Here is a 15,966-nt window from a genome sequence, read left to right as displayed (position 1 = left end):
ATGTTTACCAAGATTCTGATTGCCAACCGCGGAGAAATCGCCTGCCGTGTCATCAAGACCGCTCGGCGCATGGGCATCCGCAGCGTCGCGGTGTATTCCGAGGCAGACGCCGGTGCGCGCCACGTGCGTCTGGCCGACGAGGCGGTCTGCATCGGCGCACCGTCGCCCAAGGAATCCTATCTGGTGATCGAGAAGATCGTCGCCGCGGCGCGCGCCACCGGCGCCCAGGCGATCCATCCCGGCTACGGCTTCCTTTCCGAGAACGAGGATTTCGCCGAGGCCTGCGCCGCGCACGGCCTGATCTTCATCGGCCCGCCGGTGTCGGCGATCCGCGCCATGGGTTCCAAGTCCGAAGCCAAGAAGCTCATGGAAAGGGCCGGCGTACCGCTGACTCCCGGCTATCACGGCGACAATCAAGACCCCGATTTTCTCAGGCAGCAGGCCGACCAGATCGGCTATCCGGTGCTGATCAAGGCTGCCGCGGGCGGCGGCGGCAAGGGCATGCGCGCCGTGGATCGCAGCGAGGACTTCCTCGATGCGCTGGCCTCCTGCCAGCGCGAGGCGGCGTCGTCCTTCGGCGACCGGCATGTGCTGATCGAGAAATACCTGCAGCGCCCGCGCCACATTGAAATCCAGGTCTTCGGCGACAGCCACGGCAATTGCGTGTACCTGTTCGAACGCGATTGCTCGGTGCAGCGCCGCCACCAGAAGGTCGTCGAAGAGGCGCCGGCGCCCGGCATGTCGCCTGCGCGCCGTGCTGCGATGGGCAAGGCCGCCGTCGATGCGGCGCTGGCGGTCGGCTACGTCGGCGCCGGTACCGTCGAGTTCATCGTTCCGGGCGCAGTTGCTGGAGTGGATGCGCAGGACGGCACTCATTTGCCACCCTTCTACTTCATGGAAATGAACACGCGGCTGCAGGTCGAGCATCCGGTGACCGAAATGATCACGGGCCTCGATCTGGTCGAATGGCAGTTGAAAGTTGCCGCTGGCGAGACGCTGCCGCTGCGCCAGGAACAACTGGTGATCCGCGGCCACGCGCTGGAGGCGCGCATCTACGCCGAAGATCCGGACAAGGGCTTCCTGCCTTCCATCGGCCGTTTGATCCACCTCGCGCCGCCGGCCGAGACCCTGCACGTTCGCGTCGATACCGGCGTCGAGCAGGACGACGAGATTTCGCCGCACTACGACCCGATGATCGCCAAGCTGATCGTCTGGGACGGGTCTGCCACCAACGCACGCGAACGCGCCCTCGCGCGCATGCTGCAGGCATTGGCCGACTACCGCGTGGTGGGGGTGTCGAACAACATCGGCTTCCTCTCGCGGCTGGTCGCCTGTCCGGCTTTCGCCCAGGCCGATCTCGACACCGGCTTGATCGAGCGCGAGCGCGCCTTTCTGTTTCCCGAAAGCGCCGAACCGCCGGCCGAAGCCTGGCTGGTCGCGGCCCTGGCGGAACTGATTCGCGACCAGCAGTACGCTGCCGCCGAAGCGACAGCGAGCCGCGATCCGCATTCGCCGTGGCATGCCCGCGACGGCTGGCGTCTCAACGGCAATGCACGGCGCGAGATCAGGCTGCGCGCCGGCGAAGTCGAAAAACTCGTCAATGCCGGCTACGTCGGCGACGGCTTCACGCTCGAATTCGAAGGCCAGACCGTCTCGGCGACAGGACGCTTTGCCGCCAGCGGCGAATTGCGCGTCGATCTGGGCGGGCGCCGCATCAATGTCACCGTGGTCTCCGCCAACGAGAAGCGCCACGTCTTCATCGACGGGCTCTCTTTCGTCTTTGCCGCGATCGATCCGCTGTTCCACGCCGGCAGCGGCGGCGGCGCCGAGGGCGGGCTCACGGCACCGATGCCGGGCAAGGTCATCGCGCTGATCGCCGCAGTCGGCGCCCGGCTGGAGAAGGGCGCTCCGCTCCTGATCCTCGAAGCGATGAAGATGGAACATACGATAGCCGCACCGTCCGCAGGGGTGGTGAAATCCTTCTGTTTCAATGTCGGAGATCAAGTCAGCGACGGGGCCGAGCTAGTAGAATTCGAGGTCGCCAAGCAACAGTGAACTCGTATGACCCTCCCCAGCAAAGTACGCATCGTCGAAGTCGGACCGCGTGACGGTCTGCAGAACGAAAAAAAGCCCGTCGCCACCGAGATCAAGGTCGAGCTGATTCGCCGCCTGGGCGCAGCCGGCCTCAGGAGCATCGAGGTCACCGCCTTCGTCTCGCCCAAGTGGGTGCCGCAGATGGCCGACGCAGCCTCCGTCTTCGCCGCCATCGAGAAGCTGCCCGATGTCGCCTATCCGGTGCTGACGCCGAACATGAAGGGCTTCGAAGCCGCGCTGGCGGCCGGGGCGAAGGAAGTCGCGGTATTCGGCGCGGCCTCGGAAGCGTTTTCGCAGAAGAACATCAACTGCTCGATCGCCGAATCGCTGGACCGCTTCCGCCCCATCGTCGAGGCCGCCAAGGCGGCCGAGGTCAAGGTGCGCGGCTATGTTTCCTGCGTGCTGGGCTGCCCCTATCAAGGCGAGGTGATGCCGCTGGCCGTGGCCGACGTGGCGCAGGCGCTGATCGACATGGGCTGCTACGAGGTCAGCCTGGGCGACACCATCGGCACCGGCACGCCCGAGCGCACCAAGGACATGATCGAGGCCGTGGCGCGGCGCATTCCGCTGAAGAAGATCGCCGGCCATTTCCACGATACCTACGGCATGGCCACGGCCAACATCTACGCCGCGCTGCAAATGGGCATCGGCATATTCGATAGTTCCGTCGCCGGCCTCGGCGGCTGTCCCTATGCCGCCGGCGCCTCCGGCAACGTTGCGACCGAGGATGTGGTCTGGTTGCTGCAGGGCCTGGGCATCGATAGCGGGATCGATCTCGACGCACTGGTCGACACCGGTGCCTGGATCTCCAAACAGCTCAAGCGCGAATCGGCTTCGCGCGTGGCCCGCGCCATCCTCGCCAAGCGCGCCACACAGGCGTGATCGAATCGCCCGGCGCGGCGGCCCAGCCATGGTGAATTCGCCCTGCATCAACATCTGCAAAATGGAAGAGGGCCGTTGCGCCGGATGTTTTCGCACCCTCGACGAGATCGCGCGCTGGGCCAATGTCGGCGACGACGAAAAACGGCTGATCCTGGCGGCCGTGGCGCAACGCCGCGGCCAGCCCGACCCCAGGCTCACCGGCAGGACTGCGACCGATGAAGCTGCCTGAGACTATCCAGGTCATCGAGCGCGGCTGGCTCTCCTCGAACAACGTGCTGTTCTTCGAGGGCGATACGGCCACGCTGGTCGATGCCGGCTACGTCGGCCATGCGCCGCAGACCGTGGCGCTCGTAAAGTCGGCGTTGGCGGCACGGCGCGGCAGCGTCGGCCTCGGCCGCCTGATCAACACCCACTCGCATTCCGACCACATCGGCGGCAACGCGGCGCTGCAGGCCGAGTTCGGCTGCAGGATCGTGATTCCCGCCGGCATCGAACGCATGGTGACCGACTGGGATACCGACGCGCTGCTGCTCGACGCCGCGAAACAGCGCGGCCACCGTTTCGCCCATGACGCGGTGATCGAGGCCCACAGCGAATTCGCAATGGGCGGCATGAGCTGGCAGGCCCTGCCGGCGCCCGGCCACGACATGGAGGCGCTGGTCTATTACTGCGCCGAACAGCGCATCCTGATCTCGGGCGACGCGCTGTGGCAGGACGGCTTCGGCATCATCTTCGGCGAACTGATGGGCAGGAAGGACGCCCTGCCGGCCACGCGCGCCACGCTGGAAATGATCGGTCGGCTCGGCGTCGATACGGTGATCCCCGGCCACGGCGCGCCCTTCGAGGATTTCGATGCCGCCCTGGCGCGGGCCTTCAAGCGACTGGAATCCTTCGAAGCCGACTCGACGCGCGTCGGCCGCAACGCCGTGCGCGCCTGTTTCACCTTCAACCTGCTCGACCTGCAGCGCCTGCGCGAAGACGAGTTGCCGGCTTATCTCAAGAGCGTGCCCTTCTTCGACAGCGTCAACCAGCGCATGCTGGGTTTCTCCGACGAGGATTTCGCCTCGTGGCTGCTCGGCGAACTGCTCCGGTCGCGGTCCATTGAGATCAAGGACGGCTGGATATTGCCGACCATGGCGCCGTAGGCGTCAAGCCGCCACCAATTTCCCGGCAATGCAGTAACGGTCGCGTCCGGCCTGCTTGCCAGCGTACAAGGCGCGGTCGGCGCGCTCGATGGCGCTGGCCATGGTTTCCTCGTCCGCCACCCAAGCCAGGCCGAGGGTCACTGTCAATGGCAGAGGAGTGCCATGCTCGACCGGCACGGGCGAATTGCGCACCGCATCGACAATGCGCTTCGCCGCGACAGTTGCCGCGTCATGCGTATGGCATTGCATGAGCAACAGGAACTCTTCTCCGCCGAAGCGGAACAGCGGTTCGTTGAGGCGTATGACGCCTTTCAGCGTAGTGGCCAGGTGGCGCAGCGCGGCATCGCCCGCCAGGTGACCGTAATCGTCGTTGATGCGCTTGAAATGATCCGCATCGATCATGCCGACATAGAGCTGGGTTCCGTTGCGGATGCAGTTCTTCTGCACCTGAAGGAACTCGACTTCCAGTCCGTAGCGCAGGGGAAGCCCGGTCAGCGGATCGTGCCGCGCGGCATTGGCGAGGAACTGGGTCTTGAACTCGGACAGCAAGGCGATCAGTTCGTTTTGAGTCTGCTCAAAAGCATCCAGGTCGGCGACCCGTCCCGGTCGCCCGGCCAGCACATCGGCGCAGATCGAGCGTATCGCACCATGCATCGCCTGATGCACGGCATCGAGCCTTTCCGAGGCCGGCGCATCGAGTTTCTGGAACCGTGCCCTGCTGGACATGAACCATTGACCGAAGCCGCACAGGGTGTGTGCCATGGGTGCAAACACATCCTCGCCGGGGGACTCGTGCAGTACCGCGCAGCGCAGCACGCGGCGAGTCCAACTCATGTGCGCCTCAACCGCGGCATCCAGTTTGTCGATGAACTCGGAGGTTTCAGAAGAGAAGTTTGGCATGATTTTGCGACCGGTCCGGAACGCTAATTTTAGCCGCGAGAATCAGGCGATGTTGAATTCCCATGACGCCGTGCTCCGCGCCGCACGCTAGACTTGAACCAGTGCCACGGCAGAATGCAATCATGGTTGAAATGGACGAGGCATGGATGCTGGCCCGCCTGCTACGTTCAACCTGCTCGGCCTGCAGCGCCTGCGCGAGGACGAGTTGCCGGCTTATCTGAAGAGCGTGCCCTTCTTCGACAGCGTCAGCCAGCGCATGCTGGAATTTTCCGACGAGGATTTCGGTTCCTGGCTGCTCGGGGAACTGCTCCGGTCGCGGTCCATCGAGGTCAGGGACGGCTGGATATTGCCGACCATGGCGCCGTAGCGTCAGCGCCTACTATTGCCGTCATTCCCGCGAAGGCGGGAATCCAGCAGCAATGTCAATTCGCCGGTATCCGCCCCGGCGGGCAGAGCCCGGCCGGCGTCGAACAGCCATGGGGGGCCGTCCTCAACTTTCATCAGCCAGCAGTTAGGCCAGCTTTTCCTCGGTCAGTCCGTTTGCCGCTGCAGCTTCCGCGCTTGCGCGCAGACCGCTAAGCAGGCGCTCGGCATAAAAGACGCGCATCGCTTCATAGTCCTGCACGCTTACCATGACACCGACAACCCTGTCATCGCGCGTTACGCGGATCGGCTCACGTTGAACGATGTCGAGAATTTCCCCGAATCGGGTCTTGGCTTCGTTGGCGGTAAATGTTTGCATGGGGCATGCTCCACTCGATCGACGTTGAGATATTCAATTTAGTCGAATCGCTCGACTTGGTCCAATAACGCGCCTGGTTCAACTTCCATGCCGGGACTCGCCCCGGCGGGCGACCTACTTTCTTGCTCGTGCAAGAAAGTAGGCAAAGAAGCACGCCCCGCCTCCCCGGCCCTGCGGCGGAGGGCTCGCCAGAGTCTCGCCCGTTCGCGCGGCGCAAGGCCAATCAATTGGCCTTGCGAAACCCCGCGCTCACCCCTCGCTGCGAAAGGCCCGCCGGGCCGGTCGCTAATCGCCTGGATACCTTCCGGCGCTCCGCGCCGGAAATAACTAGCCGGCCAAAATGCGGCCGTCGTCGGACAACGCGACCAGACTTCCCCCGGCGGACCTTCCTCGCTCGGCGGGTCAGAGGGGAAGGCAAACCGTCGCGCGTGTCGGGCTCGTGCCGAAAACAAATCAAACCCGAACCTTACGAACGCGATTTGGTGACAGCAAAAAACTGGGAACTATCCTTCGGCTTCTTAGGGCCAACGGCTCTTGGGTGCCCAGAAGAGCCATTCCTCAACTCAAGAAAGGCGCCTCAAAGCAGCCGTCCAGTACGGTGCAATGTGCGCATCCTTGGGGGCGTCCCTCAACGCATGACGGCATCTGCCGCCGTTCTGCCAGCGCCGACTTTGCTGGCTGTCGCCGGAAATACGCTTACCGTCCAGCCCAATCCTCCGCCGCCAGAGGTAATTCATTCAACTCCGCCCGCGCTTCCCGCCACGTCGGGTAATGCCGTTCCAGCAGCGCGACGAAACGGTCGCTATGCGTCGGCTCCACCAGATGCAGCATTTCGTGCACGACAACGTACTCCAGCAAGTCCCTGGGCTTCTTGACCAACTCGGTATTCAGGCGAATGTGCCCCGCCCGGTGGTTGCAACCGCCCCACTTGGTTTTCATGCGCTGAAGGAAATAGCCGGCAACCTTCACGCCAAGCCTGGCTTCCCATTTTTCGATCAGCGCAGGCACAACCTGATGTAGCAAGGTGCGATGCCATTCCTCGATGACCTGTTCCCGCTTCGCCAGCGTGCTGCCAGGGCGAACTGTCAGCGTGATACGCCGGTGATCCCTCGTCACGACTGGCTTCGCATCCTTCATGACGACCGACATCAAGTAGCGGCGCCCCCAGAGATAGTGGCTTTCCCGCTCGATAAACCTGCGCGGCTTCTCCCGCGCCTGCCCGAGCAGTTTCGCCTGCTGGTCGCGAATCCATCCCAGCTTGGTGATTGCAAAGGCGCGGACCACTTCCAATCGGGTTCCGGTGGGTGCCACCAGCGTAACGCGGCCCCTCGGCGGATGGACCGACAGGTGCACGTTCTTCACCGCCTTGCGCGTGACGGCGATCTCGATGTTGCCGATCTGGATGTTCTCGGTCACAGATACCCCGGCTGATGCTTGATGATCTCGAACAGCGCCTGCGTGGCCTCGCGGTCGCGGTCGAGAAGGGGGAACAAAGCGTTCAGCACCTGCGCCTCGCGCGCCTGGTCGCCGTACCATCCGGCAGGCGCACGCTCGCGCACCGCGAGGTCGATCTTCAAGGCCAGCGCGGCCTTGTCTTCAGCGGCGGTCGGGTAACGAAAACTCGTCGCCGGAATCGAATCCAGATTGTTGAAGAGCACCGTCGCCTCGTGCTTGCCATGCAATACCGCGGGAATGCCGTCCTCCGGCTGCCTGGCCGCCAACCGCTTGACCAGGTCTTCGGCCTTGCGCAGGAATTCTTCATACGCCGCCGTATCCGTTCGGCTCTGCTTGATGAGGTCGTCGAGCAGCTTCGACATCTGCGCGTAGAACCTCGGGTCGGTAAGCTGGTCGCGAATGATGGTCTTGCGGACGTTGTTGATAATCCCTTCGGCGATGGCATTTTTCGAGAGCTTGCCCTTCTCGTTGAGCTTCCTGGCGATGGCATCGTGGATGCCGGTCTCGATGATCAGTTCGGTCAGCGACATCTCGCCCAACTCGCCCAGTTCCGCCGCCGGGTCGGCCTGAATGTAGGTGTTGATGAGGTGGCGCATGTCCGCCTCGAAGGGCTTGATGTCCAGCTCCTCGCCGGAGTGCTTCTTGATGGCCGAGCGAATTTCGGCGTAGAACTCGACCTCCTTTTGCAGCGCCGTTGCGTCGGCGTCGGCATATCCCGCCTCGGTCAAGTCCTGCGCAAGGTCGGCATAGGCGCGCGCGAAGATCGCCACCGCTTTGTAGAACGACACCCGTAGCGCCTCAGTTTCGGTCAATGCGTTGGCGTTGACGCCGGGTTTGTCGCCATAGCCGCAGAAGTACTGCAGGTACTGCTCCACCTCGCGCGGCAGCGCCACGGCTCGCACAGGTAGCCGAGCGCCTGCCGGGCATTGTCCAGTTGCTTCTTGCCCTCTTCCAGCCAGTTCTTGAGGTGCACATTGTTGTCGCCGCCATTGCCCTGGTCGATGTCCAGTTCGTCGGAGCTATACACCGCGATGGCCTGCTGCACGTCGCCGAAGAGTTGCTTGAAATCGACTATGTAGCCGTATTTCTTGTCGTCGCCGTCGAGTCGGTTGGTGCGGCAAATTGCCTGAAACAGATTGTGGTCGTGCAGTTCGTTGTCGAGGTAAATGTAGGTGCAGCTCGGCGCATCGAAACCGGTCAGCAACTTGCTCACCACGATCAGGAGCTTCAGGTTCGCCGGTTCCTCGATGAAGCGACGCTTGGCCTCGTCCTCATACTGCTTGGTCGTCTGTTTGTTCTTGAGGACATGCTGCGTGTAGGTGTCGAACTTGTAGCGCTCGTCGCTGTTGGCCGGCTCGCGCGAGATCGCATTGTGGTTCGGCTCGAAGGACGTGATGATCCCGCAGTAGGGGCCGAACATCGTGTTCTGGAACAGGCGGAAGTAGTGGCAGGCGTCGTAGATCGAGGCGGCCACCAGGATCGCCGTGCCCCGTTCATTGTCAAGGCGCGGCTTTGTATCGAAGTCATGAATGATGCTGAAGATGATGCGTTGCTTGCGCTCTCCCGCGCTCATCAGCTCTTCCATCGTCGCCCAGCGCTTGCGCAGTATCGCCTTCTGGAAGTTGTTCAGCGTCTTGGTCTTCTTTGCAAAGTAATCTTCGATGGCCTTGGGTGAGGACAGCCGTTCCGGCACGTCGCGCGCCTCGTACTTGAGGTCGAGCACAACCTTGTCGGCCACCGCCTGATGGAACTTGTAGGTGTGGATGTAGGTGCCGAACACGTCCCGCGTCATCAGCCTGTCGCGGCGCAGCAGCGGCGTGCCGGTAAAGCCGATGAAAATGGCGCCTTCCAGCCAGCGCTTCATCTGCCTGTTCATGTCGCCGCCCTGGGTGCGGTGGCACTCGTCCACGAACACATAGAAACGTCCATGCACCTTCGGCGCCGGGCCTTTCAGGTCGGCCACGTCGAACTTGTGAATCAGCGCGCACATCAGTCGCGTCGTGGTCTCTCCCAGCTTCTCGACAAACTCCGCGCGCGAAGTGATGCGCGGCGAGGGCGAATTCGCGCCGATCACGCCGGCACTCTTCATCACACCCTCGATTTGCTTGTCCAGCTCGTCGCGGTCGGTGACGACCAGGATGCGCGCCTCGGGGTCGTGCTCCAGCAGCCATTTGGCGATCAGCACCATCAGGATGCTCTTGCCGCTGCCCTGGGTGTGCCAGATCACGCCGCCCTCGCGCCTGGCGATGCGCTCCTGCGCCGCCTTCACCCCGGCATATTGATGCGGGCGCGGCACCTTCTTCTGGCCCGCGTCGAAGATGATGAAGTTGTGCATCAGGTCGAGCAGCTGCGCCTTGTTGCACAAAGCCGCCAGCGGCCGGTCGAGCAGCGTTCCGGCGGCGGGTGTCGCACCGGTCTCGCCGGGAGCCTCGTCCTTCCACGCCACGAAAAACTGTTCCTTCGTGCCGGTGGTGCCGTAACGCAACCCTTGCGAATCGCTGCCCGCCAGCACCAGTTGCACGGTGCTGAAAAAGCCCTGGTTGAAAATTGCTTGTTGGTTGGTGAATATCTGGCGCACGCCGTCGGCTACCTCCACCGAGCTGCGCTTGAGTTCGATGACCGCGACGGCGATGCCATTGAGGTAGAGCACGATGTCCGGCCGTCGCTCGTAACCACCCCTGAGCGTCACCTCCTCGGCCAGCGCAAAGTCGTTCTTCGAGGGGTCGGCCCAGTCGATCAGATGAACTTTGTCATGCGGCTGACCGGCGGCGACTTGAACGTCCGCTCCGTAGCGCAGCAGTTGGTAAGTGCGCAGATTGGCCTGGTAGAGCGTGATGCCGGTGACGTCGGCCGCCGCTTCGAGTTTTTGCAAGGCGGCGGCAATGTGGGCGGCGGAATAGCCGCGCGCCGCAAGGTTATCGCGCAGCAGCACCGTCTCGATGGAACGGTTGTTCTCGCGCTTGTTCCATTCGCCGAGATAGTGGTAGCCGAGGCAATCGGGCCGCGCCTTATCGGTGAACAGGTCGATGACGCGATTCTGCGTCTTGCGTTCGGAGCGAGGTTGTTCAGCCATGAATTTCTCCGGCGATGCTACTGGCGTCGATGCCGCTAACGGGAATGGCCGTCATGGTGCGGATGACCATCGGTCGATTCTCAAAAACCATCGGTCGATTGTCGGCCGATTCTGTGGCGGTCGATTTCATGATCGAGTCGGTCGATTGCCGGTCGTTTTGGCCACGTAATGCACGGCCCGCCCCCTGCCGACCAGTTCCAGAAGCCCAAGCTCGGTCAGCCCCTTCAGGTCACGGCCGGCGGTGTCATTGGCCACGCCGAACTCCGTCACGCACCAGCCGCGCGTCACCATTCCCTCGGCCATCACCCTGGCGAAGATGCGCTTCTGCCGCTCGTTGAGTTGTGCCTCGATGGCCGGGGTGACCGGGCCGGTGAAAGTGGCGGGCGTCTTGATCCGGTCGAAGTTGCCCGCCGGGCCGGGCAGCGTGACGACGAAGAACCCGTCCTGCTGCTCGATCTTCGGTTCGTCTAGGCCGTGGTCCAGCATGGCGTCCCGCATCCGGGCGAACCCCGTGCCGCGCTGCTCCATCAGCGACAGCGTGGCCAGCGTCTGGGCGATCAGCGGATTGCGCGAACAGGGCCGGTAGTTGCCCCGGCGCAGGCGCGCGGGCGTCAACGGCTTCAGTGGATAACCGGGACTGGCGATCTCGATGCGGTCGCTGAACACGCGCACGAAAATCTTCCGGGCCGCATCCTCGTAGTTGCGGTGCGCCACCGCGTTGACCAGCGCCTCGCGCAACGCCGCCGTCGGATACTCGTCTAGGCGCACGTTGTTCAAACCCACGACCCGGCGCGGGTGAAAGCTGTGGTCGTCGATGAACTTCAGCGCCTGCTCAAGCGCGAACGGCAGCGGAGCATTGATGCCCGACTGTCCTTTCGGGCGCCCCGTGATGCGCGCCCCCTCGTAAGCGTCGGCCAGAATCTCGCACTGTGGGAAGCGATTCGCCGGTTTGGGCGCAAACAGGACGAACGCCCCGGTCGTCGGGTGAAACCGATCCCTGGCCCCGGCGCTGACCGCAAGGCCGCGAGCGTGAAGCGCCTCGCTCCCGGAGCGGAAAAGCGGCTCCGCTGTGTTTGCCGCGATGCTGGCGTTGAAGCGGTCGAGCAGTCCCCGGTCCAGTCCGGTCACAAACGCATCGGTGAGAACCGCGGTTTCGAACGGCGACGCGGATCCCACCTGTTGCTCGCCCTCGGCAACTTCGTCCGGGGTAGCCTGAATCGCGAACGCCTCTGCCAGCATGCGGTGCAGCGCCTCCAGCATCAGCGGACGCAAATCCTCGCGGTCGTGGAATCGCTTGTAGGTGAAACCTTCCTGTTTCACCTCGGCGATCAGCGCCTTCACTTCCGGTGATCGCGCGCCATCCGTGGCGCCCTTGAGGAACACGACCGTGGGCAGCTTCAATTCCTGCGCAAGCCGGTATTCGTGGTGTGTCGCGGAAATCTCGCCGTCCGCGCCGCCATACTCGTTCGCGATAATCAACACATACGCCTGACAGCCCTTCAGCGCCGCGAGATAGGGTCTGCTGGCCGGCCGGGGTGGCGGCGGCTCCTTCTCGAACAGCACGGGCACGCCATGCTGGAGCAGGAAGGGATCGGTGGAGATCAACCCGGCCACGGCGGCACGCTCAAGTTCCAGTTCCTTCTGTACGCTGCTGATGAAGATGCGAACGGGCTTCATACGAGACGAATCCTCCCGGTGAGCAGTTCCTGCATCATCGCCTGCTTGAGGTCGCGGGTCTTGTCGCGCCGTGCCACCAGCGCCGACAATTCGGCGTCCATGTCGGAAAGGACGGCGGCGATGGCGGTTTGTTCGGGGAGCGAGGGAAGCTTAAGCGTCAGGGCCTTCAAGTTCCTGCCATACAGGTGATGAATGGTGATGCCCTGTGTTAGTTCAGCAATCTGCTTGCGCATTACGCTAGTCAGGTAATTGGCGAGGAATTCCGGATCGTAATCATTTCCACGCCGTCTGATGACATTGATGTCTCCCCCCAGAGCCACCCCGTCTTTGAGCAATGCCGATGCCGTCGCCAAGTCCATGCCAGAGGTTGTTGTAGATCCTGGCAATAGCACATCTCCAGAAACAGAAGTGCACCCGTCACAGGAATCCGTTCGACTAACCACAGTCCGAATCACTCTTGTGTAGGTTGTAAATAGCTCACCATATAAAAGGCAAGGCCGAGCACCAGACAGTGTTAGCCGGCCTTTGGATAGCCCGCTTCCTTTCAGCGCATCAGCCACATCTCCCAATCGCTTCAGCTCCCACTTATCGCTGAAGCCGGGGAGACGGGTTTGGCCGGTGAGGAGTTGTTGCATGGCGGCCTGTTTGAGGCCGCGCTTCTTGGCGATGAGCCGCTCCAGCCCATCCAGCAGCGCATCCACATCGCTCAACACCGCCGCGATGGCGCGTTGTTCGGGGATGGGCGGGACTGCAACCGGCAGTTCTGCGAGCGAGGATTTGCTAATTGAGGCTAAATTCGTAGTCTGCTTTCCGGCGAGAAGGAAAAATCGACGCGCGGAACTCGTTGCCGTCCAAGCATTGAGATAGTCGGGTAGCAAAGCCGGTTTGCATCGCACAACGAAAACATGGTTTTGATGCACACACGGGTTGAACTCACCGTGCCAGATAGCCCCCCTGCCCAGTTTGTCGAGATCACCTCCTTCATTCATCAATACGTCGCCAGGCAACACCGTGTAGCGCTTTAGATCGTGTCGGCTCAATTGAATCTTGCTCATCTCAGAAAGATCCAAGAACCCATCCTGAACATTCGCAACTCGTAGGTAGTGGACGGAAATCGGATCACTAGCCTCAACGTTTGAGTTCTTTGCGATACCACCTCTTATCTCAGCTACACGAGAAAGCGGCCCCACATCCCAATCCTCCGGAATCAGCCCTACCTCCGTCTGCTTGTAGGCCGGCTTCGCGAGATACTTGGCGCTGGGCTCCCTCACTTCCATGCGAACCCCATCTTCTCCAGGTGGCGGCTCACGCAGGCTTCGAGCTCCTCGACGTGCTTGGTGAGTTTCGGCAGCGGCGTGGCGTAGCGTTCGGCTAGTTCGCGAATGCGGCCGGTGAGGGTCTGTGAGACGCGATCCAGTTCGCCCTGCACGGCGGCTTGCAAGCGCGCCATCCATTTGTCGTCCACCACCAGGATCTTGATTTCAGCCTCCCTGAGCTTGGGGTATTTGGCGTCGATCTTCTTGTCCAGATCGGCTTGCGCGGCCTTGCGTTTAGCCTTGGCATCGGTCTGCTGTTCGAGCAAGTCCGCGTAAGCTTCCAGCGCATTTCGTTCGTCGGCATCATCCGGGGTTAGTCCGACTTTCTTGAGCGCTGCTTTCAAACTCTTCGTAGTAATTTTGAGCGGTTCGCCCTCGTTTGCCTCATTGGCTTCCGCGAGCAGCCCGTCCTCGCCGCCGTGCTCCTCGCGTATTTCGTCGAGTTGCTGCTCCAGCGTAGCGTGCCGGTTGTCCAGCGCGGCGATGGCATCGCGCTCGGCGGCGAAGTATCTGGCGACCAGTATCGTCGCCGGCAGCAGATCGGACTTGAAGCGCCGCTTGCCTTTGAGGTAGTCGTGCGGTTCGGGCCAGACGAGCTTGTTGTTCTTGTCCTTGACCTGCACGATCTCGCGCGGCTGCGCGCCCTTGACCCAGCCGTCGGCGGCGATCAGGTAGGCGTCGTCCTGCATCGTCTCGGCCCAGTAGTCCATCAGGTGCTGATAGATGTCGTAGGGGTCGAGCAGCGGCGCTGCCTGAAAGGCGGCGAGCAATACTTCGGATACGGTTTCGATCAGCGCCTTCGGATGGTCGTTCACGCCGAAGCCGGTAAGGCGCGGGGCGATAGCTTTCCGCCATTTGGTGAACAGCATGGCCACCTTGCGTTGAAAAGCGATGAATTCCGCATGGCCGAGGATGGCGGGTTTGACCTCGGGCAGGGGCAGCTTGAGACGGACGTAGCCGCGGCGCCGCGATTTGAACAGGGCGGCGCGCAGGCCGGGCATTTCCTGCCAGTCGGCAGCGAAGGCGTCGAGATCGCGCTCGGGTATACCGCCGCGCAGGTGGCCATCGATGTCCTGCAAGTCCTCCGGCTCACTGCTGTCGATGTAGCGCGGCAAGTTGAGGTTGAAGTAGTTCCTCGGATCGGCGATCTCGTCTAAGGACACCATGCGGGCGTAGCGCGGGGTATCGATCTGGCGGGCGAAGATATCGACGATCTTGTGGATGTCCTGCTCGCGCAGGCGATTCTTGTTGCCGTCCTTGATAAAGGCTTTGGAGGCGTCGACCATGAACACGCCCTTGCGCGCGGTGGCGTTCTCTTTGTCGAGCACCAGGATGCAGGCGGGAATGCCGGTGCCGTAGAACAGGTTGGCCGGCAGGCCGATGATGCCCTTGAGGATGCCGGAGCGAACCAGTTGCTCGCGTATCGCGGCCTCGGCGTTGCCGCGAAACAGCACGCCGTGGGGCAGGATGCAGGCGGCCTTGCCCTTGCCTTTCATGCTGCGGACGATGTGTAGCAGGTAGGCGTAGTCGCCCTGCTTGGTGGGCGGCACGCCCCAGGCGAAGCGCTGGTAGGGGTCGGTGGCAGGCGTGAGGCCGGTACTCCAGGTCTTGTCGGAAAACGGCGGATTGGCGACGACGTAGTCGTAGGTGCGCAGACTCTCGCCGTCCTTGAACTTGGGCGCCGCGAGCGTGTTGCCGGAGAGAATGTTTGCGGTCGGAAAGTCATGCAGGATCATGTTCATGCGGGCCAGGCCGGCCGTGGTCACGTCCTTCTCCTGCCCTTCGAGCGTGATGTGCTTGCCGGCTTCGGCGGCCACCTTCAACAGCAACGAGCCGGAGCCGCAGGTGGGATCGTAGGCGGTGGTGCGCGCGGTGGTGTTGTCGGGCGCGATGCCGATCACCTTGGCGATGACGCGGCTGACTTCGGACGGGGTGTAGAACTGGCCTTTAGCCTTGCCAGATTCGCTGGCGAAGTGCCGCATCAGGTATTCGTAGGCGTCGCCGAGGATATCGTCGTGCTCGGCGCGGTTCTGCGAGAAGTCGAGTTCGGGCTTCTGGAAGATGCCGATCAGGTTGGACAGCGTGTCCACCATGTCCTTGCCTTCGCCGAGCTTGTTGGGGTCGTTGAAGTCGGGGAAGTCGCTGCGGGCCAGCCGGGCATTGGCATCGATCAGCGGCTGAATGATCTGGGTGTTGATCTTGTCGCCGATGTCGCTCTTGCCCTTGAGGGCGATCATGTCCTTGAAGCTTGCGCCTTTCGGGATCGTTACCGGCGGGGCGAAATCGTCGCTGTTGCCGTACTTGTCGCTGATGTATTTGATGAACAGCAGGAACAGGACGTAATCCTTGTACTGGCTGGCATCCATGCCGCCACGCAGCGCATCGCACGAGGCCCAGAGGGAGGAATAGAGGTCGGATTTCTTGATGGCCATGGAAGGGGCAGTTGTTTGCGTTTCGAGGCCATTAGGCACAAGCGCGCAACTTTACATTACGGAGGGCGGCGGACAAAGGACGCGTAATTTTCTGGCGCTGGAAACCGGAGGCATTATTTCTTGTGAAAATGATTGCCACCGACCGGGAACCAACAAAGCGAATAGTTTGCCATGCTGCGTGACGCTGTCATCGCTTGACAAGCTGCTACTGCCCCACCATTTTGCCTTCCGGTTAGCTGTCGGTGGCGAC

14 protein-coding genes are annotated in these 15,966 nt (G+C 62.4%); 5 read left to right on the top strand and 9 right to left on the bottom strand.

Features of this window, described 5'->3' with window-relative positions; genetic code table 11:
* From RMO95_RS11950 to RMO95_RS11935, 4 genes are read left to right on the top strand one after another with little or no spacing between them, the layout of a single operon-like run.
* Window positions 1-2,055: an acetyl/propionyl/methylcrotonyl-CoA carboxylase subunit alpha gene (locus RMO95_RS11950; protein ID WP_310450861.1), complete on the top strand. Its 2,055-nt coding sequence runs from the start codon at window positions 1-3 to the stop codon at window positions 2,053-2,055.
* A gap of 6 nt (window positions 2,056-2,061) precedes the next feature.
* Window positions 2,062-2,976, top strand: a complete 915-nt coding sequence (locus RMO95_RS11945) for a hydroxymethylglutaryl-CoA lyase (RefSeq protein ID WP_310450860.1) — start codon at window positions 2,062-2,064, stop codon at window positions 2,974-2,976.
* 28 nt (window positions 2,977-3,004) lie between these two features.
* Window positions 3,005-3,205 carry a DUF1289 domain-containing protein gene (locus RMO95_RS11940; RefSeq protein WP_310450859.1) on the top strand — a complete coding sequence of 67 codons (201 nt, stop codon included), beginning with the start codon at window positions 3,005-3,007 and terminating at the stop codon, window positions 3,203-3,205.
* Window positions 3,192-4,121 (top strand): MBL fold metallo-hydrolase, encoded by a 930-nt coding sequence (locus tag RMO95_RS11935; RefSeq protein WP_310450858.1) that lies wholly within the window; start codon window positions 3,192-3,194, stop codon window positions 4,119-4,121. The genes RMO95_RS11940 and RMO95_RS11935 overlap by 14 nt, the downstream gene beginning before the upstream one ends.
* Window positions 4,122-4,124: 3 nt before the next feature.
* Here the strand turns inward: RMO95_RS11935 and RMO95_RS11930 are convergent, their stop codons facing one another.
* Entirely contained in the window at window positions 4,125-4,955 is an 831-nt protein-coding gene (locus RMO95_RS11930) for a diguanylate cyclase (RefSeq protein ID WP_310450857.1), read from the bottom strand.
* 208 nt (window positions 4,956-5,163) lie between these two features.
* Between RMO95_RS11930 and RMO95_RS11925 the strand changes: the two genes are divergently transcribed.
* Window positions 5,164-5,388 carry a hypothetical protein gene (locus tag RMO95_RS11925; RefSeq protein WP_310450856.1) on the top strand — a complete coding sequence of 75 codons (225 nt, stop codon included), beginning with the start codon at window positions 5,164-5,166 and terminating at the stop codon, window positions 5,386-5,388.
* 144 nt (window positions 5,389-5,532) lie between these two features.
* Here RMO95_RS11925 and RMO95_RS11920 read toward each other — a convergent pair whose 3' ends face one another.
* From RMO95_RS11920 to RMO95_RS11885, 8 genes are all read right to left on the bottom strand, one after another.
* A complete protein-coding gene (locus RMO95_RS11920) occupies window positions 5,533-5,763 on the bottom strand; it encodes a type II toxin-antitoxin system Phd/YefM family antitoxin (RefSeq protein ID WP_310450855.1) in 231 nt (76 codons plus the stop codon).
* 696 nt (window positions 5,764-6,459) lie between these two features.
* Window positions 6,460-7,179 carry a SprT family zinc-dependent metalloprotease gene (locus RMO95_RS11915; RefSeq protein WP_310450854.1) on the bottom strand — a complete coding sequence of 240 codons (720 nt, stop codon included), beginning with the start codon at window positions 7,177-7,179 and terminating at the stop codon, window positions 6,460-6,462.
* On the bottom strand, window positions 7,176-8,111 hold the full coding sequence (locus RMO95_RS11910; RefSeq protein WP_310450853.1) for a hypothetical protein: 936 nt from the start codon (window positions 8,109-8,111) through the stop codon (window positions 7,176-7,178). Before RMO95_RS11910 ends, RMO95_RS11915 begins: the two co-directional genes overlap by 4 nt.
* Window positions 8,027-10,291, bottom strand: a complete 2,265-nt coding sequence (locus tag RMO95_RS11905; protein WP_310450852.1) for an HsdR family type I site-specific deoxyribonuclease — start codon at window positions 10,289-10,291, stop codon at window positions 8,027-8,029. The genes RMO95_RS11910 and RMO95_RS11905 overlap by 85 nt, the downstream gene beginning before the upstream one ends.
* Complete coding sequence (locus tag RMO95_RS11900) at window positions 10,284-10,421, bottom strand: hypothetical protein (protein ID WP_310450851.1); 138 nt, start codon at window positions 10,419-10,421, stop codon at window positions 10,284-10,286. The genes RMO95_RS11905 and RMO95_RS11900 overlap by 8 nt, the downstream gene beginning before the upstream one ends.
* Window positions 10,418-11,968 (bottom strand): ATP-binding protein, encoded by a 1,551-nt coding sequence (locus RMO95_RS11895; RefSeq protein ID WP_310450850.1) that lies wholly within the window; start codon window positions 11,966-11,968, stop codon window positions 10,418-10,420. The genes RMO95_RS11900 and RMO95_RS11895 overlap by 4 nt, the downstream gene beginning before the upstream one ends.
* The gene (locus tag RMO95_RS11890) at window positions 11,965-13,245 is read right to left on the bottom strand and encodes a restriction endonuclease subunit S (protein ID WP_310450849.1); all 1,281 of its coding nucleotides are present in this window, start codon (window positions 13,243-13,245) and stop codon (window positions 11,965-11,967) included. Before RMO95_RS11890 ends, RMO95_RS11895 begins: the two co-directional genes overlap by 4 nt.
* The gene (locus RMO95_RS11885) at window positions 13,236-15,716 is read right to left on the bottom strand and encodes a class I SAM-dependent DNA methyltransferase (RefSeq protein ID WP_310450848.1); all 2,481 of its coding nucleotides are present in this window, start codon (window positions 15,714-15,716) and stop codon (window positions 13,236-13,238) included. The genes RMO95_RS11890 and RMO95_RS11885 overlap by 10 nt, the downstream gene beginning before the upstream one ends.
* Between the last annotated feature and the right edge of the window lie 250 nt (window positions 15,717-15,966).

Origin of the sequence: Sulfuritalea sp. (assembly GCF_031426875.1) — a bacterium.
Classification (GTDB): domain Bacteria; phylum Pseudomonadota; class Gammaproteobacteria; order Burkholderiales; family Rhodocyclaceae; genus Sulfuritalea.
Note: the sequence above shows the minus strand (reverse complement) of the source record. Positions and strands in the feature narration are given on the sequence as shown.